We start from the raw sequence: 23,942 nt of genomic DNA on the forward strand, positions 1-23,942 counted from the left end.
GCATGCCGCCCATTCGGGGTGGCCGGCCGCGCGCCACTGACAAGGGGTTGGAATGTTTTCTGGTGTGTATTGCCCGTCGGTCACGTTGATCGACGATTCGGGTGCGATTGATTATCCGGCGATGGCTGCCCATATTGATCGTCTTGCCGAGTCCGGGCTCAACGGGGTGCTCTTCTTCGGCTCGATTGGGGAGTTTTTCTCTTTCTCGACCGAGGAGAAGGCCGAGTTCTTGAAGTTCGCGGTCAAGCAGGCCGCGGGGCGTTTCCAGGTGCTGGCCGGGGTGAGCGCGGCGCGTTTGGGTGAGGTGCTGGAGAATATCGCGGCTGCTGAGGCGGCTGGTGTGGATGGGGTGGTGGCCCTGCCGCCCTTCTATTTCGGGCATTCGCACGGGCGGGCGCTTGATTTTTATGACGAGGTTGCGGGCGCGACGCAGCTTCCTGTTATGCTTTATAACTTCCCGGAGCGTACGGGTGCGGATTTGAGTCCGGAGTTGGTGGCTGAGCTGGCGGCTCGGCACGAAAATATTGTGGCGCTCAAGGATACGGTGGATACCCAGAGCCATACCCGGCGGGTGATTCGCGAGGTGCGGAAGGTGCGCCCGGATTTCGCGGTGCTTTCTGGTTTTGATGAGTATTACATTGGGAATAGGGTGTGTGGCGGGGCCGGGGTGCTCTCGGGCCTGACGAATTTGATTCCTGAGGTGTTTGCGGCGATGCATGCGGCGTATGAGGCCGGGGATGTTACGCGCGCGGCCACGGAGTTGGGGAAGATTACGCGTTTGGCTGCGGTGTATGAGATCGGTGATATTTTCATTGCTGCGATTAAGGAGGGTGTGCGTTTGTGCGGGGTGGAGTGCTCGCCGTTGATGCGCGCCCCGCAGGTCCCGCTGAGCGCGGAGGATTCGGAGAAAATCGCGACGCTGCTGCGCGAAGTACGCGCATAAATACGCGCGCATTAAGTACTGCGTTAAGTAGCGCGCTAAACGTCGCGTATCACATACGCGCGCATTAAATACGACGACGCCCGGGGTGGGCGGATTTTCCGCCCACCCCGGGGCCAACTGGCCATTGTGTTCCTTGCCCACGCCGTTGCCCGGGAAATACTCAGTCGTGGGTGACTGCCGAAAAACGCAGAATCGACGGTCGAAAAATAATCCACCCTCCGATTGAAACATTGCTCAAATACTGCACTGACGTGTATGTTAATAATGTATCTGATATGAGATACGCTTCTTCGCAAGAATTTCGACAAGTTGCGTCGCTGATGACGGAACTCCGAATGCGGCAAGAATTGAAGCTCCGTGGAATAAGGAGGAACGATGTGGTGGCGTCTATTCCCGGAGGGGGTGTGGGGCGGAATCCTGGTAGCCCTCGCTGCCAATCTTGAGCAGGGGGGATGGACTGATATCCCGGTTATTCTTGAGGCCGTTCTTCTATTTCCTGTAGCGCTGTGGAGTTTTTCCTGGCGGCGGCGGGAAGGTCTCACGGAAATCCTCCACGCGGGATTCTATATGGCAAGTGCAATAGCACTGCTCGTAATACAGAATTCTTCGTGGACGCGATTCGCCGTCGTTATCCTCGCAGTGGGCTACGCGGTCGGCTATAAATATCGGAGGCGAAACCTCGCTATACGAAGTGAAAATTAGTACCCCTGGGGCGTGATTGTCAGCGTATAGCCGTCAATCACGCCCCAGTTTTCCTTAGGTTTGACTGCGAGATGAACTGTTGTTCATCTCGAGGTGACCCATGGTTGCCGAACGGTTGATGGGGACTCGTTCCTGTTAAGGCCGCTTGCCGATCTCGAAGGTATTCACCGTCCAGGCACGCAGCTGATCGGAAAGCGTCACTCCCAGGCCGGGCCGGTCAGAAACAATCATGCGGCCGTCCTTGATTTCCATATGCTCATTGAAGAGCGGATCCAGCCAGGTGAAGTGCTCCACCCACGGTTCCAGGGAATAGGTGGCCGCCAGGTGGGAGTGGATCTCCATGGCAAAATGCGGGGCGAGCTGCAGGCCGGCATGCTCGGCCAGCTTCGTCAGCTTGAGGAACTCCGAAACGCCGCCCACGCGCGGAGCATCCGGCTGAATGAAATCACAGGAGTGGTTCTCGATGAGCTTGACGTGCTCGGCCACCGAAGCGAGCATCTCACCGGTAGCAATCGGAGTGATGAAACGCCGCGCGAGCTCCGCGTGGCCTTCGTAATCGTAGGCATCTAGCGGTTCCTCAATCCACACCAGATTGAATTCTTCCAGCCACTCGCACATGCGGTTCGCGGTGGGGCGATCCCACTGCTGATTCGCATCCACCATAAGCGGGAAGTCATCGCCCAGCGCCTCGCGCACCGCCTTGACGCGGGTGTAATCTACCTCGTGATCCGGGTGACCCACCTTGATCTTGATGCCGCCAATACCCTTCTCCTTGGAAGCCAGCGCATTCTCGATCACTTCTTCCAGCGGCGAGGAAAGGAAGCCGCCGGAGGTGTTGTAGGTGCGGATGGAATCCCGGTGGGCGCCAATAAGCTTGGAGAGCGGCAGCCCGGCCCGCTTCGCCTTCAAATCCCACAGGGCCACATCAATGGCGGCAATGGCCTGCACCGCCACCCCGCTACGCCCCACCGAAGCCCCGGCCCACAGCAACTTCACGCGCAGCCGGTCAATATCATTGGGATCTTCGCCGATGAGGTTATCGGCAACCTCGGAAGCGTGGGCGAATTGGGCCGGCCCACCCGCCCGCTTCGAATACGAAAAACCAACTCCGGAATGACCGTCGGTTGTTTCAATCTCGCAGAAGAGGAAATTCACCTCCGTCATGGGCTTTTGCCGCCCGGTGAACACCTTCGCGTCAGAAATCGGGTTGTTCAGCGGCAAAATAACGTGGGAAAGCTTCACGTGTGCGATGGTATCCCGGCTCACAATATGCTCCTTTGCCTTGGGGTCTGCCTGAGATATGCCGGAAAGGCGCCCGTGCAGTGGTATACACACGACGCCATCATATTTACCGGCAGTACAAGTATCTACACATGTAGACCATAGCAAATGTGACATAAGTCCCCACGTGGCGCACTTTCGCGGCTAATAGGGAGAAAGCCAGGTGGCGGCGTCGTCGTTAAAAACGCGCGGCGGCGCGCGCTACGCTAACGCGCGCCGCAACACTACCGCGCCGTTGAATCTGCGCTATGCAATCGGCGCGGAACCCCCGCTACGCAAACGCCGCAACACTACCGCGCCGCGGAACCCCTGCTACGCAATCGGCGCGGAATCGAGAATCCGATTGACGGCCGTGCGCATGGCGGCCGCAAGCTCCGCTTCGCGCTCCGCACTCCAGCGCACGCTAGGAACCGAGCAAGAAATAGCGTCGCGCACCGGGCTTTCGTAGGGGAGGGAAAATGCCACACAATGCAGGCCGAGGGTATTTTCCTCGTTATCAATGGCGTACCCGCGTGCGGCGGTTTCTTTGAGGTTCTTGCGCAGCTGCGTGGGCGAAGTGATCGTCCGCGCGGTCAGCTCCACCAGCTCCTCCGGAATGTCCTCGGGGCGGTGGGCCAGCACCGCCTTGCCCAGCCCGGTGGCCGCGGCGGGCAGGCGGCGCCCCACGCGCGAATAGGTACGGGTGGACCGGTCGGATTGCTGGGTAAGCAGATACACGATTTCCGCGTTATCGAAGCGGCCCATGTGGAAGGTTTCCCCGTGCTCCTTCGCCAGGTCCACCAGAATCGGGCGCACGATCCGCACGTAGGGATCCGCGTCGATATAGGCCGTGCCCACGGTGAGCGCGCGAATGCCCAGCATATAGCGATCCGTGGAGGTGGCCTGCACCCATTCGGCGTCGATGAGGGTGCGCAGCAGCGCGTAGGTGGAGGAGCGTGGCGCATCTAACTCCGTGCAGATTTCCGCCAGGCGCGGCGGGTCGGCAATGCGCCTGCCGAGGAATTCGAGCAGGTCAACCGTGCGCGAGGCAGATTTTACGGGGCGAACACCGCCACTAGTTGTGCTTGTAGCTCTCAAACGAATCCAACACCTTCGTAGCCGCGGTACCACGGCGAGCGGTGAGACGCCACGCGCTGTGGGGTACCTCAGAGATGCCACGGTACCACGATGATTTCTTCCATTTTCCTAGGTTCCATAGTAAAGGACAGCGCAACAAGTTCCCCGGAACTGCGCCGCTGGATACCTGTGTCGCTCCGCATACCTCAGACGTTAGTCCCAGCCTGTAGTACCGCTATCGCGTTTTAATACTAGTGTCTACATACGTAGCTGACTGTCCACAAAGTTTCGCACTTCGTTGCTGAAGTCGAAACTGAAGCCGCAACCAAGGAGAACTATGGAGTTCCATGCAGAAGGCGTGATTCCCGCTCTCGTCACTCCCTTAGATCGCGAAGGAAACTTGCTGGAGCAGGGTCTGCGCGACGTCATTGACTACACGATTACCAACGGCGTGCACGGCATTTTCGTGCTCGGCAGCTCCGGCGAAATTTACGGTCTCGATAATGCCCAGAAGCGCCGCGTTGTTGAAATTGCCGTGGAGCAGGCCAATGGCCGGGTCCCGGTCTACGCCGGCGCCTCGGAAATTACCACGCGCGATTGCATTAAAACCGCGCATATGGTCCAAGAAGTGGGCGGGGTATCCGCTCTTTCGGTCCTCACCCCCTACTTCATGACCCCCACCCAGTCCGAACTGGTCGAACACTATAAGAACATCGCGGCGGAAACCGATCTGCCCATCCTGGTGTACTCCAACCCGGGCCGCACCCAGGTCCCGGTGGCCCTGACAACCATGCTCGAACTGGTGGATGTCCCCAATATCATCGGCATCAAGGATTCGGCCGGGAATCTCACCCTGACCGGGGACTATATCCGCGAACTCCCCGATGATTTCGATGTGATTATGGGCCGCGATACCCTCATCTACCCGGCCCTGTGCCTGGGAGCCGCCGGCGCCATCGCCTCCACCGCGAATATTGCGCCCAAGCTCGTTTCCAGCATTTACAACGAATACCGCGCCGGCAACCGCGAACGCGCCCTCGAATTGCAAAATGCGCTCTCGCCGCTGCGCAACCTCGTGGACGTGGCCACCTTCCCGGTGGTCCTCAAAGAAGGCCTGCGCATGGCGGGTGTGGAAGCGGGCTACTGCTTCGCACCGGCCCGTGAACTTGCCCCCGAATTCCGCCCGGCGCTCGAAAAGGCCGTCGAAGCGGTCACCAATATCTAAGCCGCTCGCGGCTCAACGTGCCGCGCGGTGCTGCCGATACCTGCGGCGTAGCTGTGCCTATGGCACGCCTCGCCGCGCGGCTCCCGCAGCGCCGCATCCGGCTCTCTCAGTGATGAGATTGGAAACTAAGGAAAAACCATGCCACTAGTAATCCTCGCACTTGGCATTGCTCTTCTCCTGTTCCTCATGATCGTGCTGAAGATGAATGGCTTTATTGCCCTCGTCATCGTCTCGGTCGTGGTGGGCATGGCGCAGGGTATGCCTCTCCTGGCAACCGTCGACGATAAGGGTGAGAAAGTCAAGGGACTCCTTGACGTCATCCAATCGGGCGTGGGCGGGCAGACCGGTAAACTCGTGCTGCTCCTCGGCTTCGGCGCCATGCTCGGCGTTTTCATGGCGGATATGGGCGCGGCAAACCGCCTCGCCACCACCATGATCAACAAGTTCGGAATCAAGCATTCCCAGCTTGCAATTGTTATCGTGTCCTTCCTCGTGGGTGTTGTGCTCTTCTACGAGACCGCCTTCGTCATCATCATCCCCATCGTCTTCGCCGTGTGCCGGGCCTACAAGATCCCGGTTATGTGGCTGGCGATGCCCATGGCGATCGCGCTGTCCACGATGCACTCCTTCCTCCCGCCCCACCCGGGCCCCTCGGCCGTGGCGAATATGTACGACGCCTCCATCGGCCTGACCATGCTCTACGGTCTTATTTTCGCCATTCCGCTGGGCGCCGTGGTCGCGATCATGTGGCCGCGCCTGCCCTTCGTCAAGTCCGTGACCGCCCGCCCGCCGGCCGGCCTGGTCAACGAAAAGGAATGGACCGACGAAGAAATGCCGGGCTTCTGGGCCTCGCTGTGCATCACCGCCCTCCCGGTTATCCTCATCGGCGGGCACGCCATCCTCGAGGTGACCCTGGGCCACGAACACGCGGTCACCAAGGTAATGGCCTTCATCGGTCACGACTGGTTCGCCCTCATGATCTCCCTGCTGGTTGCGGTGGCCTACTTCGGCCTGGTCCGCAAGGTGGCGATGGATAAGATCATGGCGTCCTGCGCGGCTTCGGTGAAGTCCATTGCGATGATTGTGTTCATCATCGGCGGTGGTGGCGCCTTCGCGGCCGTGCTCAAGAACGGCGGCATTTCCGATTACATTCTTTCCATTACCGAAAACCTCAGCCTCTCCCCGATTATTATCGCCTGGCTTATTGCCGCGCTTATGCGCGTGGCCCTCGGTTCGGCTTCGGTGGCCGTGGTGGCCGCGGCCGGTATCGCGGTGCCGATGATCGCCGGCGGCGGGGTGAGCCCCGAAATTATGACCCTGGCAACCGCGTGCGGTTCCATTATGGCCTCGCACGTCAACGACCCCGGGTTCTGGATGTTCAAGGAATTCCTCGGGCTCTCGGTGGCGGAAACCATTAAGGTCCGCACCACCTACACCTCCCTGCTTTCCGTGCTCGGCCTGGGCGCCTGCCTGTTGCTGAGCCTCGTGGTTCCGGCTTAACGCCGGAGAAATAGGGGGTACGACGGCGCAGCTGCGGCGTCGCCCCACCCCCGCGAGGAACGGTGCGCATGGAAAACGGAACATAAAAACGGAGCGCCCCACCCCACGTGACACGCTCCGCCCGTTGGAAACACCAACCTGACGATCATACAAAAAGGAAGGAAAAACTCCATGAAGATCGGATTTATCGGTCTTGGCATTATGGGCAAGCCCATGGCGAAGAACCTCCTCAAGGCCGGCCACGAACTCTTCGTGAACGACCACAATGCCGAAGCTGTTGCCGAGGTGGTGGAAGCCGGAGCAACCGCCGTTGCCAACGGTAAGGAAGCGGCGGAGAAGGCCGACCTGGTCATCACCATGCTTCCGAATTCCCCCCACGTCAAGGCGGTGGCCCTGGGCGAAGGCGGCATTATCGAAGGGGCTCGCGAAGGGCTCATCTACGTTGATATGTCCTCCATCGCGCCCCTCGCCTCGCGCGAAGTGGCCGCGGGCCTGGAAAAGGCCGGCGTGCGGATGCTGGACGCCCCGGTCTCCGGCGGTGAACCAAAGGCCATTGACGGCACCATGTCCGTGATGGTCGGCGGCGAAGAAGAGCTCTTCAACGAGGTCAAGGACGTGCTCGGCGTGATGGCCGGGGACGTGACCTACGTGGGGCCCATCGGGGCCGGCAATATTGCCAAGCTGGCCAACCAGGCCATCGTGGCGATCAATATTGCCGCCTGCGCCGAAGCCTTCACCATGGCCCAGAAGGCCGGGGTGGATCCGGAAGCCGTGTACCGCGCCATCCGCGGCGGCCTGGCCGGCTCCACGGTGATGGATGCCAAGGTTCCCATGATGCTGGCCCGCAATTTCAAGCCGGGCTTCCGCATCAACCTCCATATTAAGGACCTCAATAACGTCATGGACACCGGCCACGGGGTCAATTCCGCGCTTCCGCTCACCGCCCAGGTGCGCGAGATGATGTCGGTACTCGAGGGCGATGACCATGCCGGTGAGGACCACTCCTCCCTCGTGCGCTTCTACGAGAAGCTCGCGAATATCGAGCTGCACCCGGGCCTGCCCGAGTAAAGCACCCGCCGGCCGCGGGTATGTGACTCCTAGCCGCGCGGCCGGCATGATGCGGCTGGCTACCGCGCCGGCCCGGCCGGAAAGGAACCTCCCCTGACCGGCCGGCCGGCGGCCAGCTGGCGGCGTCGTCGTACTACCCGTATTACCTGCACTACCCGTACCACCTGTACCTCCCACGTACCCACTCGCGCCGCGCACCCAATTCGCGCAGCGCCCAAACAAGAAAGACAACGATGTCAGTTCCCACAATTAAGAAAATCGATGTTTACCCGGTTGCCGGCCACGACTGCATGGAACTCAACCTCTCGGGCGCGCACGGCCCCTACTTCACCCGTAACGTGGTGGTGATGGAAGATTCCAGTGGAAACGTTGGTATCGGCGAAGTCCCCGGCGGTGAGAAAATTACTCGCACCATCGAGGACGCCAAGGATATTGTGCTGGGGCGTTCCCTCGCCGATTACAATAATTTCCTGCGTGAAGTGGGCGAGCGCTTCGCGGATCGCGATGCCGGCGGGCGCGGCCTGCAAACCTTCGACCTGCGCACCACCGTCCACGCCGTCACCGCGTTGGAAGCAGCCACCCTGGATCTTTTCGGCCAGTTCCTCAACGTGCCCGTTGCCGCGCTCCTGGGCGAAGGCCAGCAGCGCGACCAGGTGCGGGCCCTCGGCTACCTCTTCTACGTGGGCGACCCGGATAAAACGGACCTGCCCTACCTGCGCGAAAAGGATTCGGATGTGGAATGGTACCGCATCCGCCACGAAGAAGCCCTCACCCCCGAAGCGATCGTGAAATTCGCGGAAGCCACCCACGATCTCTACGGATTCCAGGACTTCAAGCTCAAGGGCGGCGTGCTGGAAGGCGCCGAAGAAATGAAGGCGATTGTGGCCCTCAAGGAACGCTTCCCTGAGGCTCGTATCACCCTCGACCCCAACGGCGCATGGTCCCTCAAGGAAGCCATCGAGCTGTGCAAGGACAAGGTCGGCATCCTCACCTACGCCGAGGATCCCTGCGGTGCCGAAAACGGGTTCTCCGGCCGCGAGATCCTCAACGAGTTCCGCAAGGCCACCGGCCTGCCCACCGCCACGAATATGGTCAATACCGACTGGCGCCAGATGACCCACTCGCTGACCCTGCAATCCGTGGATATCCCGCTGGCCGACCCGCACTTCTGGACAATGCGCGGCTCGGTGCGCGTGGCCCAGCTCTGCCACGATATGGGCATGACCTGGGGCTGCCACTCCAATAACCACTTCGATATCTCCCTGGCCCAGATCGCCCACTGCGGCGCGGCGGCCCCGGGCGAATACAATGCGCTGGACACCCACTGGATCTGGCAGGAAGGCGTGGAGCGCCTCACCAAGGAACCGCTGAAGATCGTGGACGGCAAGCTCACGATCCCGCAGCGCCCGGGCCTGGGCATCGAGCCCGATATGGACCAGATCCTCGCGGCGCACGAACTCTACAAGGAGAAGGTGGAAGGCGGCGGGGCACGCAACGACGCCATCGGCATGCAGTACCTCATCCCCGGCTGGACGTTCGATAATAAGAAGCCAGCACTGGTGCGCTAAGTCAGCGACCGCATACGCTAGTTCCTAGCAACCAGTGTTCCTATCGCGCGGGGTGCGCGGGCGCGGGTTTTCTCCATTTCCTCGCGTTCGCGTGCCCCGCGTATTTTTCGATTAGTGTTTCTGTAGCTTTCGATAGCTTTAGCATTCGCGTGACTCAGCACGGCGAAACCGTAGATACCAGCGTGAAAGGCTCTGCCATGAAAATTGTGTGCTGCCCCGATAGCTTCAAAGAATCCATGACGGCGGCCCGGGCGGCCGCGGCGCTCGCGGCCGGGGCGCGGCGGGCTATTCCCGATGCGCAATGCGTGCAAGTCCCGATGGCGGACGGCGGCGAAGGTTTCGCCCGCGCCATTGCCGATGCGTTGGGCGCCCGCGTTATTACGCTTCCGGTGGCCGGGGTGCGCGGGGCTACCGTGACGGCCGAGCTGGCGCTCGCGGGGGAGCGCGCCATTTTTGAAAGCGCCGCCGCGGTGGGCTTGGACCAGTTGCGCCCCGAGGAACGCGATATTCGCCGCTCGGATAGCACCGGGGTGGGGCAGCTTATCGCGCGGGCGCTTGACGAGGGCGCCACCGAAATTCTGGTGGGCCTGGGTGGTTCCGCCACGAACGACGGCGGTGCCGGGATGCTCGCCGCACTCGGCGCACGTTTTTACGACGACGCCGCCACCGAGCTGGGCACCACCCCGGCGGAAATGGCGCGGCTGGCGCGTGCGGATTTCAGTGGTTTGGATTCGCGCCTGGCTGGAGTGGCCATCCGGGTGGCCTGCGATGTGGATAATCCGCTGCTTGGCGAGCGCGGGGCTTCCGCGATTTATGGGCCGCAGAAGGGCGCGTCGCCGGAGGATGTGGAATTCCTGGATGGGGTGCTGCGTAATTTTGCGACCGTTGCTGGGAAGATGGACGTGCAAGAGACGCCGGGTGCGGGGGCGGCCGGCGGCCTCGGCTTCGCATTTTTGCTGCTGGGTGCCAGTCTGGAATCCGGGGTGGATCTGGTGATGGAAACCGTGGGGCTGGCCGAGGCGATGGCCGGCGCGGACCTGGTTCTCACCGGGGAAGGCGCCATGGATCGCCAAACCCTCATGGGCAAAACGCTTTCCGGGGTGGCGCGGCTCGCCGCGGCGGCTGGTGCGGGCGCTGGGTGCACCAAGCCCGCCGGCGTGCCGATTATTGCTTTCGCGGGGAAGCTTGGCGAAGGCGTCGAGGATCTGTACGAGCATGGTTTCGTTGGTCTGGTGCCGATTGTTGATCGGCCCTGCACGCTCGATGAGGCGCTCGCGGAGGGCGCAGCGAACCTGGAAAACGCCGCCGAGCGCGCCCTGCGCCTCTACGTTGCCGGCCAGCAGGCGTAATTTCTCGGCGGTAGCAGCTTATTAAACCATCCATGACCCCTAGGGTAAACAAGTGTTAACGTAGGACGAGGAGGAATCATGGACTCTACTCAAATGAGCATTGAAGAAATGGCAAGCTGGTTTGAGAACTGCACGCTGGCAGACTTCGATACCATCGAGGCCAATAAGGCAGCTATTGCACTGGAAAAAGCCCGCATAGCAACTCAGCAAGCGCAAATAGCGTCACTTGAAGCCGTTCGTAAAGCTCGCGAAGACGGTCTTACATGGGAGCAGATCGGGGAACATCTCCATCTTTCCCGGCAGGGAGCTTTCCAAAAATACGCCCATAAAATAGCTTCCTAAAACGCGTATTTAGCCCCGGTCCTTCCAAGGGCTCCGTAAGCTGAGGTTCCATAAGTCGAACCTCAGGAGTCACACCAGCACCTGCGGGGGCACTATGTGTTTGCAGAGCTGTACTTCGTATGTACGACATCGGCAGTACATCTCGGAAAATGCATACCGGGTCCGGCGGGCTGCGCCCCGGCCCCCACGGATATAAAAAGGAGCACGATCATCTTCATGGCATTTCCTCGTTCGGGCCGGTGGGGTAAAACTATACCAACGAGTTGAGTGTCACATGCGAGGGGTAAGGAGACCGCGGTGAAGCAATATAAACGAAGGCTGATTGCTGCAGGTTTTATGTTCCTCGCCGGTCTCCTTGCCTCGTGTTCCACCCAGACCGGCCCAATCGAAGTTCCTATCACCTACGATATGCCGGGTGTGCTGATAGCGGATTTTTTGTCCATGTACGACACCGTAGCTATCTATCAGGATGGTGACGATGTTTACGTTGATGCGGCCAGCTGGGAGAAAGCTAAACCCGATGAACCGCACCGGTACAAAGTAAAGTCTCCCCGAGAGCTTACTGCTGATGATGTCAAAGTTACGTGGTACGGAGACGAGTTCGGTAAAGACGAGAAAGACCCCTTTAACGGTAATTCGCTATCGGCACGTATCGTTATCACGGTCGACGGCACAGTTATATTTGATCACCTCGAATCTTTTGTTGAAAACAGACCTGTATATCCGTATTAGGTGTCGCAAGCGAAATTGTCTGTATAGAACGGATATTTTGAAGCACCATGGTGAAGGTCGTGAAGCACGATTACCTTGATGGTATTGATCCGGCTGGGCCTTGTTAGGGCCGGCTCGGTCGTGGCGCAACAAAGTGGTACTCCACGACAGGAAATCATCTAGTTAATGTAGTTCTGGTACCACTTTGTGTACGCAGGGCTTGGGGGCTATCTGGAAGAACGACGACGGCGGGGGGGGTACATCGCGTGCGATGTACCACCCCCGTGGCTTAGGCGTTGGGCTTGCCTAGCGGTCGGTGCGGATGCGGCGCCAGGCCAGGATTCCGAGGCCGGCGAGCAGTGCTGAGCCCGCGAGGGCTGCTCCGGTGCGGGCGTCGCTGCCGGTGCGCACAATCCGCGGCGGATTAGCTGGCGGCGTGCTCGGTGGAGTCGTAGCCGGAGGCGTGCTGGCCGGCGGAGTTACCGGAGGTGTACTCGGCGGAACCGTGGGCGGCGTCGGTGGCTCACTCGGAGTGGGCGGCACCGGCGGCGTTGTAGGTGGAGTCGTCGGGGGAGCCGGTGGCGTCGGCGGAGTGGTCGGCGGTACCGGCGGCTCGGTTGTGGGCGGCACCGTGGGTGGCGTTGTGGGCGGCACCGTGGGTGGCGTTGTGGGCGGGGGTGGGGTCAGGGTATTGACTACCGTCACCGCGCGATGAATAATGCCGTCCGCGCCGGGGGCTTCGGGTGTGCCGGGCCCAGCCGGCACTGGCACAATCGCCCCGGCGTTCGGTGAGGCAGCGCCACCGGCACCGCCGGTACCACTAGCACTGGCGCCGCCAGCATCACCTGTGCCAGCTCCCTTCTCACGCAGCCCGTACACGTAGGCCACGCCTTCCGCATTGGCGCGGGGCAGCCCGGTGAGGGTGCGCGTCCAGTTATCGGCCTTCGTCACGGTGAAGCTTTGCACCACCTCGGAGTGGGTGAACTCCGCGCTGGTATCGCGCAGCAGCTCGAATTCCACCTGCTCGGGCTGCGCCGCGCCCGGCACCGGATCGCTCGAATCGCGGTAGGCCCACTGTTTCGTCACCGTAATATCCACCGGCACGGGCACCTCATTAGCCACCTTCCCGAGGAACCACACCTCGGGCGGGGCCATGCCTTCCGCCAGCTTCGGACGCTCCGGCAACTCTTCCCCACGCTGCACCAGCAGCTGCGACGGCTCCAGTACCTTGGTTTTCAGCACCTTGCCGGCCGTGTCCAGCTCCTGCACCGCGTAAACATAAAACTCCCCGGCATCGTTGCGGATGGGCAAATCGGTGAAGCTCTTCGTCCACTCCTCGCCAGCCGTCACGCTGAACTCGTGCACCACTTGCGGGTTCGGTAGCTCAGCGGACGTATCGGAGACCAGGCGCATCGGCACAATCGATGAGGCAATATCCGAAGGGCGTGCAGGTACCGGACTGGGCGCGTTGCCCGCTGGCGGCGTCGTCGTTTCATAGAACCACTGCTTCGTGACCGTTGCCTGCGCGCGACCCCACGTGCCGAAAATAACCGAGCCATTCGTGCCGATACCCGCACCGCGCGGGGCGGCGTTGCCCGTAATGACCAGGCGCGCGGCACCGCGGGCCGCGTTCTTAGCGGGATCGGAAACCACGGCGGCGAAGCCCTCGTTTGAAATGCGGCGCCCCTTGACGAGCTGCGGGTAGGGCCGCTGGTCCGCGGGCAGCGTGAGACTGGCCGGATCGAAGCGGGCGCCCTCGTTGTCCTGGTAATAATCCACCAGGCCGCCGCCGATGATGCTATCCGAAAGCCACACCGGAGCGGAGCTGACCGAACCGAGGTTATCGTGGGCAAGGTCGGCACCGTAGCGCTTGGCTGTATTGCCGAAAACAGCGGCGCCATTATCCACGTGGACTTCCACGTTGCCGGTGGGGCAGGTCCAGATCCCGCCGCCAATTCCCGAAGCGGCGTTTTCCGTCACCAGAGTATCGGCGAGGTGCAGCGTGTAATTGGCGGTAGCAACGTAAACACCGCCGCCCTGCTGACCTGCCCTGTTGCCGCTGATCGTGCCGCCATTAAGTAGCACCTTGTTGGAGACCACGTTCACGCCGCCGCCGGTGCGCCAGCTGGAATTATTCGAGATCGTGCCGCCGTTCATGGTGAAACCACCCGGAGAAAGCTCGGACCACTGGTCACGGGTGAAACCCCAGTTCATGCCGTCGCCGGGGATTTCCTGCCAGGTGCCATCAGCGCCCCAGGTGTAGAGGTTGAACGTTCCCACACCTCCACCGTTGGGGGCATTATTGGAATCGATGGTGCCGCCGTTCATAGTGATATCCGCGTTGCCGAAAGCAAGAATGCCGCCGCCGGAGAACGAGGCGCGATTACGCGAAATGGTGCCGCCATTGACCGTGATATAGCCGCGGGTGCGAGCGGAGTTTTCGGGGGCGGCATCCGATTTGGACCACAGCCACGTGAACGCGAGCATCCCGCCCGCGAAACCGGAATTTTCCGTGATGGTTCCGTCGTTAATGGTGACGTTCCCACCTTTGTAGAGGCCAATCCCGCCAACTTCACCGTAACCTTGAGAATCGATAACGCGAGCTTTGCCCTTGCTGACCTCCCCGCCATTCATCACGAAGGTGGCGCCCTCGGTCACCGCGATATTCGCAGCACCGTACTGGACGGCGCCGGGATTACCCAGCTCACGATGATTATCGGTGACTTTCCCGCCATTGAGGGTGAAACTGGCGCCTTTCCCGCTGACGGTGATCGCGCCCTGGTAGGTCTGCTTCGCCCCGCGCACCCCGGAGAATTCCCCGCCGTTAATCGTGAGGCTACCGCGCACATCCAGAAGGGTGCCGCCGCCCGGGACCCATTCGCCGCGGCTGAGCAGGTGGAAGGTACCGCCGTCGTAATTATCGAAGGTGAGGGAGGCACCCGCCGGCACCTGCACCATCGTGCCGGTGAAGCCATCCTCGCGGTTGAGGCCCGACGTGGTGGTGCCCCACGGGGCGCGGGCGCCATTGACGAGTTCGATATCCGCGCCGGCGGGAATCTTCAGGGTTTGCGTGAGCATCGTGTCCGTGGCGCCCAAAATAATACGGGTGGGCGTGGTTCCGGCCTCGCTAATGCGCTGGGTGAGGAGGGCTTCGGGGCAGGTCAAGTCATTGGGATCTTGCGAACATTGCACGACGGCGCGCGGCGACGACGCCGCATCAGCCGCGGGGCTGGTATCGGCTGTGGTGCTGGCATCGCCCGCAGTGCCAGCATCGGCGGCGCGGGCCGGCCCCGGAGTGATCCATATGAGCGAGCCAAGAATAAGGAAGAGAACCGCCAGGAAACTCAGGAGCGCGCGGGAGCGCGGCTGGCGGGTGGAGATCGGGCGCGGATTTCGGCCGGGTAAAAGGCGGCGCGGCATGAGTTACTCCTTGACCTCAGCAGCTGCGATGCTGCGACGAAATATCTAATAAAGGTTCGGCAATATTATTTTTATTCAGTTTAGTACTTTTTGATGGTGGAATGTATTGAACAAGGGAATACAGGCGGATATGTGCGCGAAACTATAGTGTTATTCGGATTGGAAAGATAAATAAAACTACCTAGCGGTGGCGTGGTGGAATAAATAGTTAGGTGCGGGCTCGCGCTCGGGTGGACGCAAAGGGCCCGGCCGGGATCACGATCCCGACCGGGCCCTGGTGTGCGGGTGGCCGCGTCGTACTGATGGGCACCCGCACTGATGGCGTAGCGCTGATGGCGGAGCGCTGGGTAGCACTGGCGGCTTGCGGGGTGGCGGCGCGGTGCACCGCTCGCCGCCACCCGGCCGCCGTGTTGGCGGCAGTGCCGCCTGCTTAGCCGGCGACCAGCACGTGCAGCTGGCGCGGGCCGTGCACGCCCTCCACGCGGCTCAGCTCGATATCCGAAGTGGCGGACGGCCCGGCCACGAAAGTAATCGGCTGGCCATCGCGCACCGAATCCTGGAGCCGAGTCATCGCCTCGGGAGTATTGGAAACAACCTGGTCGGCACGCAGCACGCACACATGCGCATCGGGCACCAGAGTGAGCGCACGCCGGCCCTGGTCGGCGCGATGATCCATGGCGAACGTGCCGGTATTGGCCACTCCGACAGCGGCGGCCGTCACCACCGCATCAATCTCGTTGAGTTGGCGGGCGCTCAGGTTATCGTCGTCGTATATCTGGAAACCATCCGCGGCAATAGCCGCGCGCCACGCGGAATCCAGCCCCGCGGGAAGCACCACGGAACGCGCGCCAATCGCGTGCAGGTGCGCGACGATAGCCGCCGGGACCGCTTCCGGTTCCACCCGCTCCACCTCGGCCTTGTAATCGGCCACGAGCTCGAGGAAATAATCGACGATGTCGCCCTCGATGGCGGTGGGCTGGTTGTACTCCCAGCTGATCGCGGATTCTTCCGGATCCTGGCTGGGCACATCGCCGAGCGCGGAGCGAATCCGCGCGAAAATCTCATCACGTGCCGAGGTCATGACAGCTCCTCAGTGGTCGGGCGGCCGAAAATATCAGGTGCGCAGGTCGGGTTCTGCCCCGCCGCGGACGGCAGTTGCGGTAACTGCTGAGGGGCAGTTGGCGAATTGGCTGCGCCGTCGATCAGACTCGGATCGCAACCGAGCTGCCCCTGCAACTTTTTCTGCAACTCCTTCTGCATGCGCTTGAGCTGCCGCGCTTCGCGTTTCTTGCGCCGCGCGAACGTGGCGCGGGCGCTGCGCTTGGGCAGCATGGGGACGTCGCGAGCCCGCGTCCAGCGATGCACGCCGGGAATATGCCAATTCCCGATGTGATGCATGAACAGGCCCATAATCTTCCCGCCCACGCTGGCCATGCGCGCCGCGGCGCCCAGGCGCCAGCCCTTGCCCATAACCCAGCCGCCGCCGGCCATGAGGATCGGCTCCACGTGCGGGCGCAGCCCCGCCTCCGCGCGTTTCTTATCCACCGCTTTGCGGCGCAGGTGCACGAGGATATTCGAGATCGGAATTTTCACCGGGCACACTTCATTACACGCCCCGCACAGGGTGGAGGCGAAGGGCAGGGAGCGATCCACCACCGATTCCAGGCCGCGAATCTGCGGGTTGAGGATGGCGCCGATGGGTCCGGGGTAGACCGAGCCGTAGGCGTGCCCGCCCACCTTCTCATACACGGGGCAAATATTCAGGCAGGCCGAGCAGCGAATGCAGCGCAGCGCCGCGCGGCCGATCGGGTCGGAGAGCACCTTGGTGCGCCCGTTATCCAGCAAAATAATATGAACATCGCGCGGGCCGTCACCTTCGCGGGCGCCCGTCCAAATGGTTCCGTAGGGGGCCATGCGCTCGCCGGTGGACGAACGCGGCAGCAGCTGCAAGAACACCTCAAGATCCTGGAAGGTGGGGAGAATCTTCTCAATACCCACCACGGAGATAAGGGTTTCCGGCAGGGTGAGGTTCATGCGCCCGTTCCCTTCGGATTCCACCACCACCAGGGAACCGGTTTCCGCAATCGCGAAATTCGCGCCGGAAATCCCCACCTTGGTGCGCATGAACTTTTCGCGCAGGTGCACGCGGGCCGCGGCGGCCAGCTCGGCCGGCTCGTCGGTCACATCGGGCGGGCAGGGCGTGCCGTACTGGCCCATTTCCCGCAGGAAAATCTCGCGCACTTCGCTGCGATTACGGTGAATCGCGGGCACCAGAATATGGCTGGGGCGGTCGTGCCCGAGCTGCACAATAAGCTCGGCCAAATCCGTTTCCCAGGCCGCGATCCGCGCTTCTTCCAGGTGTTCGTTCAGGTCAATTTCCTGGCTGACCATGGACTTGACCTTGGTGACTTCACTTTCCCCGGTGGCGCGCACCAGGTCAATCACGATCCGGTTGGCTTCCTCCGCATCGCGCGCCCAGTGCACATGCGCCCCGGCGGCGGTGGCGTTCTTTTCAAACTCTGCCAGATAATGATCGAGGTGGCGGCCCACCCGGTTCTTAATATCGGCACCGGCCTGGCGAATATCCTGCCAATTATCCAGCTCGCTCACCACCGCCTGGCGCTTCGCGCGGATCGTGTGGGTGGCGTGATGGAGATTCTTCGCCTGCGTTTCGTTGCCCAGCTCGCGCACCGCGGCCTTGGGGAAGGCCGGGGAATCAAGCAGATCCCCTTCGGGCGGGGCCGGGGTAAGGCGTTCCAATTTCAAGGTTTTCATACGATCCTCCCGGCGGGGGTGGTAGCGGCTCCGGTTGCGGCCACGGCGCCGGCGGCACCAGCGGCGCCCGCTACGGACGCGCCCATGGCGCCGGCGCCAACCGGCGCGGTCTGCACCAGCAAATTGACCATGTGGATGGGGCGGACGGGTTTCTTCTCGCGGTGCAGAATCCCGCCGAAGTTCATGAGGCAGGCATTATCGAGGCTGGCCACGTATTCCGCCCCGGTTTCGATCACGTGCCGGGCCTTATCCCGCCCCAGCGCGATGGACACATCCGAATTCTTCACGGAGAACGTGCCCCCGAAACCGCAGCACTGGCGCATATCTTCGAGCGGGATATATTCCAGCCCGCGCACGGCTTGCAGCAGCCGAATGGGCCGGTCGCCCACTTCGGCCACCCGCAGCGAATGGCACGAGGCGTGATAGGTGACCGTATGCGGGAAGTACGCGCCCACATCCACGGTCCCCAGCACGTCCACGATGAACTCGCTGATGTCGTATACCCGCTTCTGCACTTCGTGGACGCGCCGCGCCAGCTCATCCTCGCCGGCATCGAGGGCCAGCATCTCATGCTGTTCGCGCACCGAGCCCACACACGATCCGGAGGGCCCCACGATGTAGTCGTAGTCTTCAAAAGCTTCGAGGAAGGCCCGCACGCTCGGCAGCGCCCGGTCGAAATACCCGGTATTCGTAAACATCTGACCGCAGCACGTCTGGGCGCGCGGGAACTCCACGTCACACCCGAGCCGCTCGAGCAGCACCGCGGTGTTATTCACGGTATTCGGGAACATCACCTCGTTAATACAGGTGGCGAAAACCGCAACTTTCTTGCGCGGTTCCGGCCCGGGAATGAGGGTCATATCAACTCTTTTCTTTCGTTGTTATTACGACGACGCCGCCGCTGCGCGGCGCTGTGCCCGGCCAGCCGCGGACCTCTGGCAGGGCGGAAGTATTTAGGCGAGGAACCCAACCAGCAGGCACAGCAGGATAAGCAGGCCGCAGGCCCAGGGCAGGGACTTACGCAGCAGCACGGATTCTTCGCCGACCATATCCACCCCGCCGGTGGCAATCGCCAGAGTTTGGGGGCTGATCATCTTGCCCACGGCCCCACCCACGGTATTGCAGGCCACCAGCAGCCCCGGATCCGCCCCGATTTGGGTGGCGGCGGTGTGCTGCAGATTGGCAAAAAGCGCCGTCGTTGAGGTTCCCGAACCGGTCACCGCGGTGCCGATCCACCCCAGAATCGGGGCGAGGAAGGGGAAGACGGAACCGGCCCCGGCAATCCAGGTGCCGATGGTGAGGGTCTGCCCGGAAAGGTTCATAACGTAGGCGAGGGCGAGCACCGAACCGATGGTGAGGAAGGTCCAGCGCAGCTTGTAGACCTGGGCGAACATGAGGCGCGCTACCGCGCCCGGGCGCATCCGGTAGCAGGCGGCCAGCACCAGCGCGGTCAGGAGCAGCAGGGTGCCCGGGGAGCTCAGCCAGGCGAAGGTGTAGGTGGTGGAGGCGGCGGGCGTGCCGTCGGCAGCGCGCACCAGATTCTCGCCCCCGGCCCACAGGGCCGGCCAGTGGATAGTCACGTTTGTGGCCGCGAGGGCGCTGCGGATTGCCGGCACCATCTGGGTGGTCACGAAAACGGCCACGATAAGCACGTAGGGGAAGATGGCCCAGGCCAGGGCCGCGGGGCGAATCCGTTCGGTGGCCGGTTGGGGCGCGGCGCCGGTGAGGCGTTCGGCCGCGGCGCGGCTGCCGCGCGGTTGCCAGATGCGCAGCAGCGCGATGCCGACCGCCAGGCTCACCAGGGCGGGAACCATATTGACCAGGCCGGGGGCCAGGGTGCGGGCGGCGAGCCAGGTGCTCAGCGCGTAGGAGGCGCCCACCGCCAGGGCCAGGGGCCACACCTGCGCCAGGCCGCGCCAGCCGTCCATAATGAGGAGGAGCGCGAAGGGGATGAGCCAGACGAGCACGCTGGTTTGCTCGCTGATCTGGGCGGAGAGAGTGGCGGCATCGATGCCGGTGAGGTTTGCGCCGGTGAGCACGGGCGTGGCCATCGCCCCGTAGGGCACCGCGAAAGTATTACCCACCAGCACTGTGAGCGCCGCCTTCCAGGGCGCGAAGCCGAGGGCGAGGAGCATAACGCCGCAGATCGCCACCGGCGCCCCGAATCCGGCCAGCGCTTCGAGGAGGGCGCAGAAACTGAAGGCGATGAAAATGCCCAGGGCCCGCGGATCGGGGGAGAGCCGCGCGAAGGCCTGCATGAGGGTGTCATGGTGCCCGGAGGCCACCGTGAGTTCGAAGAGGATAATCGCGGTAAGAACGATCCAGGTAATGGGGAAGATGCCGAAAACGGCGCCTTCCAGGCCGGCAGAAAGCGCCATTCCGGCGGGCATACGGAAAGCGAAAATCGCTACCGCAAGCGCCACGACGACGCCGCATACCCCCGCCCAGTGCGCTTTCATATGCACAACGCCCAGCAGGAAGAACACCGTGAGGAGCGGCAGGAGGGCCACGAGGGCGGAGAGGGTGAGACTCCCCAGTGGCGCGGCGGTTTGTGTAAAGGCTTCCACGATGTTCTCCTTTTCATCGCACGAGGTTGGCTCGGATACGGGTCGGTGAGCAGCGTTGGTCACGGCGGTCGAATCCGAATCCGCTTAAGTCTGATTAGAATCGTACGGACGTAGGTCACAAGATAAAAATTGAGAGCGCCAAAATTAGCGTGAGGTTGGTTACAAAAGGGCGGGTAAGGGACTCCTTACTCTGGCGGAAATTTAGTAAATGTGCTAAATGATCCGGCGCATTGAGCGGGTGCCTAGATATGTAGCTGGCCCGCGCGTGGCCCACCCGCGGCCCGCCCCGCGTGACACGCCGGGCGGCGTGGTTACCGGCTTCACAAAGCGCGGGCCCAAAGTCCTAAAACCGCGTAAATAGGCGCAAAGTGGGAGTGGCGGCGTCGTCGTAAAAACCACAAGTTCTAGTGGTCTTTTGTTCTAGGTGCCACTAGGTGTAGTGTTTAGCCTTGTAGTCGTTCCACCACGCACACAGCGTGACAATCCGAATCCGAGGAGACCCCATGAGCATTACCGTCTACACCAAGCCCGCGTGCGTGCAGTGCAATGCCACCAAGCGCGCGCTCGATAAGGCGGGGCTGGAGTACGAGCTCGTGGATCTCACTCAGGATGCGGAGGCTCTTGCCGCGGTGAAGGCCCTCGGGTACCAGTCGGCGCCCGTGGTTTTCGCGAACGGTCATCACTGGTCCGGCTACCGCCCCGATGAAATCAAGGCGCTCAAGGCCGGCGCGCAGGCCACCGCGGAACCCACCCTGGTGACTGCCTAAGCTGGCGGTGCGGCCGCGTGCCGCCCGCTGAGGAAAGAACTGATGGCACGTATCGTCTATTTTTCTTCTCAAACAAATAACACGCACCGGTTCGTGGAAAAGCTCGGCTACGATGCCGTGCGCATCCCCATCCACGGCGAAACGCCCGTGGTGGATGAACCCTACGTGCTTATTTGCCCCACCTACGGTGGCGGGAACCATCGCGGCGCCGTGCCGCGCCCCGTCATCAAATTCCTCAATAACGAACACAACCGTGCTCTCATCCGCGGGGTGATCGCCGGAGGAAATACCAATTTTGGCGATGTTTACGGACTCGCCGGGGATGTTATCGCCGAAAAATGCGGCGTCCCCATGATGTATCGCTTTGAACTGCTCGGCACGCCCACGGACGTCGCCACGGTTAAGGAAGGTTTGGAACAGTTTTGGGCAACGCAACACTAACGGATACCGGTTCGGAAAACCTGGGTGATTCGCTCGTGGATTACCACTCGCTCAATGCCGAGCTCAATTTGTACGATGCCGAGGGCAAGATCCAATTCGAGAAGGATCATGAAGCCGTGCGGCAGTACTTCCTCCAGCACGTCAATAAGAACACCGTGTTCTTCCACGATCTGGAAGAAAAGCTGGAGTACCTCGTGCGCGAAGGCTACTACGAAAAGCGCGTGATCGATGCCTACGATATGGCCTTTATTAAGGAGCTCTACAAGAAGGCTTACGCGCATAAGTTCCGCTTCCCCACCTTCATGGGGGCCTTCAAATACTACACCTCCTACACCCTGAAAACTTGGGATGGCACCCGCTACCTGGAGCGTTTCGAGGATCGGGTGTGCATCGTGGCGCTCGCGCTGGCCGATGGGGATACCGAGCTGGCCACCAACCTCATGGAAGAAATGATTAGCGGGCGGTTCCAGCCGGCCACCCCCACCTTCCTCAATGCCGGCAAGCAGGCCCGCGGGGAACTGGTCTCCTGCTTCCTGCTGCGGGTGGAAGACAATATGGAATCCATCGCCCGCGCGATTAACTCGGCGCTCCAGCTTTCCAAGCGCGGGGGCGGGGTGGCGCTCAACCTCACCAATCTGCGCGAGCAGGGTGCCCCGATTAAGCGCATCCAAAACCAGTCCTCCGGGGTGAACCCGGTTATGAAGCTGCTGGAGGATTCCTTCTCCTACGCGAACCAGCTGGGGGCGCGCCAGGGCGCGGGGGCCGTGTACCTGCACGCCCACCATCCGGATATCATGCGTTTCCTGGATACCAAGCGCGAAAACGCGGACGAAAAGATCCGTATTAAGACGCTCTCCCTGGGCGTGGTGATCCCGGATATTACCTTCGAGCTGGCCAAGAATCGCGAGCCGATGTACCTCTTCTCTCCCTACGATGTGGAGCGGGTCTACGGTAAGCCGCTCACCGAGATCTCGGTGAGCGAGAAGTACCGCGAAATGGTTGATGACAAGCGCATTAAGAAGACGAAGATCGATGCGCGCCAGTTCTTCCAGACCCTCGCGGAGATCCAGTTCGAATCCGGCTACCCCTACATCGTTTACGAGGATACGGTCAATAACACCAACCCGATTAAGGGCCGGATTACCATGTCCAACCTGTGCTCGGAAATCCTCCAGGTCTCCGAGGCCTCCGAATACAATGCGGATCTTTCCTACAAGCACGTGGGCAAGGATATTTCCTGCAACCTCGGCTCCCTCAATATTGCCAAGGCCATGGATTCGGAGGATCTGGGCAAAACCGTTGAGATCGCGGTGCGGGCCCTCACGGCTGTTTCCGACCAGACCAGCATCGATTCGGTGCCCTCCGTCAAGCGCGGCAATGAGATGTCCCACGCTATCGGGCTGGGGCAGATGAACCTGCACGGCTACCTGGGCCGCGAGCGGATCTTCTACGGAAGCGAGGAAGCCCTCGACTTCACCAATATGTACTTCTACACGGTGGCCTACCACGCGATCCGTTCCTCCATGCTGCTGGCCAAGGAACGCGGGGAGCGCTTCGACGGCTTCGAGGATTCCACCTATGCAAACGGTGCTTACTTCACGAAGTACCTCGAGCAGGAGTGGGTCCCGCAAACCGAGCGGGTGCGCGAACTTTTCGCCGCGCATCATATCCCCACCCGGGAAGATTGGGCGCAGCTAGCTGCGGACGTGGCCGAATACGGGATGTACAACCAGAATCTCCAGGCGGTTCCGCCCACCGGTTCCATCTCCTATATCAACCATTCCACCTCCTCGATCCACCCGATCGTGTCCAAGATCGAGATCCGCAAGGAAGGCAAGATTGGGCGCGTGTACTACCCGGCACCGTACATGACCAACGACAACCTGGAATACTTCCAGGATGCCTACGAAATTGGCCCGCAGAAGATCATCGACACCTACGCGGTGGCCACCCAGCACGTGGACCAGGGGCTTTCCCTCACGCTGTTCTACCCGGACACCGTGACCACGCGCGATGTGAACCGCAATTACATTTACGCGTGGCGCAAGGGCATCAAGACGCTCTACTACATGCGTATCCGCCAGGCCGCCCTCCAGGGCACCGAAGTGGAAGGCTGCGTCTCCTGCATGCTGTAGTAGGTATGCGGTGTTTACTTGCGCCGCGTGGGTAAACGGTGTTTACCCGTGGCGCGGGTGAGCGGAGCGGGCCTGCGGGCTGTGTGCTTGCG

Annotated in this window: 18 protein-coding genes; 11 read left to right on the top strand and 7 right to left on the bottom strand. The window is 61.7% G+C overall.

Going from position 1 to position 23,942, the window contains the following annotated elements:
- Nucleotides 1-52: 52 nt before the first annotated feature.
- Nucleotides 53-943, top strand: a complete 891-nt coding sequence (locus ACRQEC_RS03650) for a dihydrodipicolinate synthase family protein (RefSeq protein ID WP_284889832.1) — start codon at nucleotides 53-55, stop codon at nucleotides 941-943.
- Nucleotides 944-1,780: 837 nt separating this feature from the next.
- Here ACRQEC_RS03650 and ACRQEC_RS03655 read toward each other — a convergent pair.
- Nucleotides 1,781-2,911, bottom strand: coding sequence for an L-talarate/galactarate dehydratase (locus ACRQEC_RS03655; RefSeq protein WP_284889831.1), 1,131 nt, complete (start codon nucleotides 2,909-2,911; stop codon nucleotides 1,781-1,783).
- 327 nt (nucleotides 2,912-3,238) lie between these two features.
- Nucleotides 3,239-4,003, bottom strand: a complete 765-nt coding sequence (locus ACRQEC_RS03660) for an IclR family transcriptional regulator (RefSeq protein WP_301575020.1) — start codon at nucleotides 4,001-4,003, stop codon at nucleotides 3,239-3,241.
- A 316-nt stretch (nucleotides 4,004-4,319) separates the two neighbouring features.
- On the opposite strand from ACRQEC_RS03660, the gene dapA reads away from it, so the two are divergent.
- From dapA to ACRQEC_RS03695, 7 genes are all read left to right on the top strand, one after another.
- Nucleotides 4,320-5,207, top strand: coding sequence for a 4-hydroxy-tetrahydrodipicolinate synthase (gene dapA, locus ACRQEC_RS03665; protein ID WP_087070094.1), 888 nt, complete (start codon nucleotides 4,320-4,322; stop codon nucleotides 5,205-5,207).
- A gap of 138 nt (nucleotides 5,208-5,345) precedes the next feature.
- On the top strand, nucleotides 5,346-6,707 hold the full coding sequence (locus ACRQEC_RS03670; protein ID WP_284889829.1) for a gluconate:H+ symporter: 1,362 nt from the start codon (nucleotides 5,346-5,348) through the stop codon (nucleotides 6,705-6,707).
- A 171-nt stretch (nucleotides 6,708-6,878) separates the two neighbouring features.
- Nucleotides 6,879-7,775, top strand: coding sequence for a 2-hydroxy-3-oxopropionate reductase (garR, locus tag ACRQEC_RS03675; protein WP_284889828.1), 897 nt, complete (start codon nucleotides 6,879-6,881; stop codon nucleotides 7,773-7,775).
- Nucleotides 7,776-8,008: 233 nt separating this feature from the next.
- Nucleotides 8,009-9,343 carry an enolase C-terminal domain-like protein gene (locus tag ACRQEC_RS03680; protein WP_284889827.1) on the top strand — a complete coding sequence of 445 codons (1,335 nt, stop codon included), beginning with the start codon at nucleotides 8,009-8,011 and terminating at the stop codon, nucleotides 9,341-9,343.
- A 149-nt stretch (nucleotides 9,344-9,492) separates the two neighbouring features.
- Complete coding sequence (locus ACRQEC_RS03685) at nucleotides 9,493-10,692, top strand: glycerate kinase (RefSeq protein WP_284889826.1); 1,200 nt, start codon at nucleotides 9,493-9,495, stop codon at nucleotides 10,690-10,692.
- A 78-nt stretch (nucleotides 10,693-10,770) separates the two neighbouring features.
- Nucleotides 10,771-11,034, top strand: coding sequence for a hypothetical protein (locus tag ACRQEC_RS03690; protein ID WP_284889825.1), 264 nt, complete (start codon nucleotides 10,771-10,773; stop codon nucleotides 11,032-11,034).
- Nucleotides 11,035-11,331: 297 nt separating this feature from the next.
- On the top strand, nucleotides 11,332-11,766 hold the full coding sequence (locus ACRQEC_RS03695; RefSeq protein WP_284889824.1) for a hypothetical protein: 435 nt from the start codon (nucleotides 11,332-11,334) through the stop codon (nucleotides 11,764-11,766).
- A gap of 285 nt (nucleotides 11,767-12,051) precedes the next feature.
- Here ACRQEC_RS03695 and ACRQEC_RS03700 read toward each other — a convergent pair whose 3' ends face one another.
- The 5 genes from ACRQEC_RS03700 to ACRQEC_RS03720 all read right to left on the bottom strand — a co-directional run bounded on the left by ACRQEC_RS03700 (nucleotide 12,052) and on the right by ACRQEC_RS03720 (nucleotide 20,507).
- Nucleotides 12,052-15,165, bottom strand: coding sequence for a Cna B-type domain-containing protein (locus tag ACRQEC_RS03700; RefSeq protein ID WP_284889823.1), 3,114 nt, complete (start codon nucleotides 15,163-15,165; stop codon nucleotides 12,052-12,054).
- A gap of 430 nt (nucleotides 15,166-15,595) precedes the next feature.
- Nucleotides 15,596-16,246, bottom strand: a complete 651-nt coding sequence (locus ACRQEC_RS03705; protein WP_087071230.1) for a LutC/YkgG family protein — start codon at nucleotides 16,244-16,246, stop codon at nucleotides 15,596-15,598.
- Nucleotides 16,243-17,940, bottom strand: a complete 1,698-nt coding sequence (locus ACRQEC_RS03710; RefSeq protein WP_284889822.1) for a LutB/LldF family L-lactate oxidation iron-sulfur protein — start codon at nucleotides 17,938-17,940, stop codon at nucleotides 16,243-16,245. Before ACRQEC_RS03710 ends, ACRQEC_RS03705 begins: the two co-directional genes overlap by 4 nt.
- Nucleotides 17,937-18,800, bottom strand: a complete 864-nt coding sequence (locus ACRQEC_RS03715; protein WP_284889821.1) for a (Fe-S)-binding protein — start codon at nucleotides 18,798-18,800, stop codon at nucleotides 17,937-17,939. Before ACRQEC_RS03715 ends, ACRQEC_RS03710 begins: the two co-directional genes overlap by 4 nt.
- A gap of 93 nt (nucleotides 18,801-18,893) precedes the next feature.
- Complete coding sequence (locus tag ACRQEC_RS03720; protein WP_284895990.1) at nucleotides 18,894-20,507, bottom strand: L-lactate permease; 1,614 nt, start codon at nucleotides 20,505-20,507, stop codon at nucleotides 18,894-18,896.
- Nucleotides 20,508-21,010: 503 nt separating this feature from the next.
- On the opposite strand from ACRQEC_RS03720, the gene nrdH reads away from it, so the two are divergent.
- The 3 genes from nrdH to nrdE are packed head-to-tail and all read left to right on the top strand — an operon-like array spanning nucleotide 21,011 to nucleotide 23,850.
- Complete coding sequence (gene nrdH / locus ACRQEC_RS03725; RefSeq protein WP_026429161.1) at nucleotides 21,011-21,274, top strand: glutaredoxin-like protein NrdH; 264 nt, start codon at nucleotides 21,011-21,013, stop codon at nucleotides 21,272-21,274.
- 42 nt (nucleotides 21,275-21,316) lie between these two features.
- Nucleotides 21,317-21,715 (top strand): class Ib ribonucleoside-diphosphate reductase assembly flavoprotein NrdI, encoded by a 399-nt coding sequence (gene nrdI / locus ACRQEC_RS03730; RefSeq protein WP_026429160.1) that lies wholly within the window; start codon nucleotides 21,317-21,319, stop codon nucleotides 21,713-21,715.
- Nucleotides 21,697-23,850 carry a class 1b ribonucleoside-diphosphate reductase subunit alpha gene (gene nrdE, locus ACRQEC_RS03735; RefSeq protein WP_284895993.1) on the top strand — a complete coding sequence of 718 codons (2,154 nt, stop codon included), beginning with the start codon at nucleotides 21,697-21,699 and terminating at the stop codon, nucleotides 23,848-23,850. Before nrdI ends, nrdE begins: the two co-directional genes overlap by 19 nt.
- The last annotated feature ends 92 nt before the right edge of the window (nucleotides 23,851-23,942 follow it).

The sequence above is a fragment of the Actinotignum saccati genome (assembly GCF_051265055.1).
Classification (GTDB): domain Bacteria; phylum Actinomycetota; class Actinomycetes; order Actinomycetales; family Actinomycetaceae; genus Actinotignum.